Raw genomic sequence first — 2,317 nt, 5'->3', positions numbered from 1 at the left:
CCGGGCGCACGTATCGGCTCGGGCGTGTTTTTTGACCACGCCACGGGGCTTGTCATCGGAGAAACGGCTATCATCGGCGATAACTGTCTGATCTATCAGGGCGTCACTCTCGGCGGCGTGAGCTTAGAGCACGGCAAGCGCCATCCGACGCTACAAAACGGCGTCGTAGTGGGCGCGGGAGCCAAAGTGCTAGGCAACATCACCATCGGCGAAAATTCCAAAATCGGCGCAAATTCCGTCGTCGTAAAGGATGTCGAGCCAAACTGCACCGCCGTGGGCGTGCCCGCTAGAATTTTAGGAAGCTGCCAGAGCGATCCTTTAGCGCATAATAAAATTCCCGACATCAGCCAGGAGCTTATCAAATATCTCATCAAGCGTATCGAAATTTTGGAAGAGTGCATCTGCAGCGGCAGAAAAGATATCGCCGCAATGGACGAGGATCTAAATAAATTCTACGAAGAGTATCTGAAATCATTAAAATAAAAGGCTTAAGGTGAAAAAAGCTCTATTTTTTACGATTTGTGCGATTTTATCGGCAAGCAGCAGCGATACTAATAGCGCGAAAAATTCTGCGAACGATGCCAGAATAAATTTAGTAAAAAGTCTGTATAGCAAAAATGTATACTTCAGCGATCACAAAAATATCCTATCGGCTTCTTTCAAATCCGCGCTTATGCAAGATGAAGCATCTGCTGGCGAAGGTGAGGTAGGCTGCTTGGACTACGATCCGGTGATTGCGGGTCAGGATGTCTGCGACGATGCAAAATATGATTTCGAGCTAGGGCAGCGCGACACCGTCGTAGTGACTCAGACCTGCCCCTACGGCACGCAGACAATAATATACAAACTCGTCCGTAGCGGAGGCGATTATAAAATCGACGATATCTACAACCAAAACCCGGATGGCGGCAGGGCTTTTAGCGTCAAAAATCAAATTTTAAATTGTCTAAACCAATCCAAGGAGCATCAATGAAATTAACACTTTCAAGTCGCGTAAGCAAGCTCGGCGAAAGCCTAACGATCGCAATCAGCACCAAAGCCAAGCAGATGAAAGCCCAGGGGCAAGACGTCGTGATCCTAAGCGCGGGCGAGCCCGATTTCGATACCGCAGAGGTCGCCAAAAAGGCTGTCATAGAGGCTATGGCTAAGGGCTGTGGAAAATATACGCCGGTTGCCGGCACGCCTGAAATTTTAAATTTAATCGCGCAGAAGCTAAAGCGCGACAACGACCTAGATTACAGGCCTGATCAGATCATCACCAACGTAGGCGCCAAGCACTCGCTATTTAACGTCTTTAACTGCATCTTAAACGAAGGCGATGAGGTTATAATACCGGCGCCTTATTGGGTCACCTACCCAGACATCGTAAAATTTTGCGGGGGCAAGCCCGTCATCGTAGACACCAAGGCGGAAAACCGATATAAAATCACCGCCTCACAGCTCAAAGCCGCGATCACGCCGCGCACGAAGGCGCTGTGCCTTTTCAACCCGAGTAACCCCGCAGGCGCCGTATATTCGCGCCAGGAGCTGCAAGAGCTTGCGGAAGTGTTAAAAGGCACGGAAATTGTGGTAATCTCCGATGAAATTTATGAAAAGATCGTTTACGATAAAAAATTTGTAGCCGCGGCAAGCATCAGCGAGGATATGTTTGGGCGCACCGTGACGATCAACGGGCTAAGCAAATGCGGCGCGATGCCCGGCTGGCGCTTCGGCTACACTGCCTGTGCGATCGATGAGCTGAATAAAGCGATGATCAGCCTACAAAGTCAAAGCGTCAGCAACGTAGCAAGCATCGTCCAGGCAGGCGCTATGTCGGTGCTGCGCGGCGAGGCGGATGATTATATCGAGGAGATGAGGCGCGAATACAAGCGCAGGCGCGATTTTGGCACGGACGCGATAGGTGCGATCCCAGGGCTTAGTGTTGTAAAACCTGACGGCGCATTTTATTTCTTCATAGATTGCTCTCAGGTAGAACCTGATAGTATGAAATTCTGCATGCGACTGTTAGATAAAGGGCTCGTAGCCACGGTGCCAGGAAGCGGATTTGGTATGGATGGGCACTTCCGCGTAAGCTTTGCATGCTCCATGGAAAATCTAAAACGCGGCTTTGAGCGCATAGAAAAATTCGTAAAAAATTACCACAGATAGGCATGCTAGCGAAATTTTGATCTAAATTTGTCGTAGCTTAGCAGCGAAATTTTTACATAAAATTTAATGCGGCTTGGCGGCAAATTTAGTGTGGCACGGCGAGTTCGGTGCGAGATTAAAGCAAATCCAGTGCGACGCAGCACGGAATTTAACTCAAATTCCGCCCATC

Annotated in this window: 3 protein-coding genes; all 3 read left to right on the top strand. The window is 49.2% G+C overall.

Annotated features, from left to right (window positions below):
• The coding region (gene epsC, locus Q0605_RS05520) for a serine O-acetyltransferase EpsC (RefSeq protein ID WP_298704960.1) at positions 1-483 on the top strand (483 nt) is incomplete at its 5' end.
• A gap of 10 nt (positions 484-493) precedes the next feature.
• The gene (locus Q0605_RS05515) at positions 494-973 is read left to right on the top strand and encodes a hypothetical protein (RefSeq protein WP_298704958.1); all 480 of its coding nucleotides are present in this window, start codon (positions 494-496) and stop codon (positions 971-973) included.
• Complete coding sequence (locus tag Q0605_RS05510; RefSeq protein WP_298704957.1) at positions 970-2,148, top strand: pyridoxal phosphate-dependent aminotransferase; 1,179 nt, start codon at positions 970-972, stop codon at positions 2,146-2,148. Before Q0605_RS05515 ends, Q0605_RS05510 begins: the two co-directional genes overlap by 4 nt.
• Positions 2,149-2,317: the final 169 nt, after the last annotated feature.

The organism is uncultured Campylobacter sp., assembly GCF_938017705.1.
GTDB lineage: Bacteria > Campylobacterota > Campylobacteria > Campylobacterales > Campylobacteraceae > Campylobacter_B.
Note: the sequence above shows the minus strand (reverse complement) of the source record. Positions and strands in the feature narration are given on the sequence as shown.

Coding starts and splice junctions, on each gene's coding strand:
- Q0605_RS05510 (WP_298704957.1), top strand. CDS start 970: ATGAAATTAACACTTTCAAGTCGCGTAAGCAAGCTCGGCGAAAGCCTA.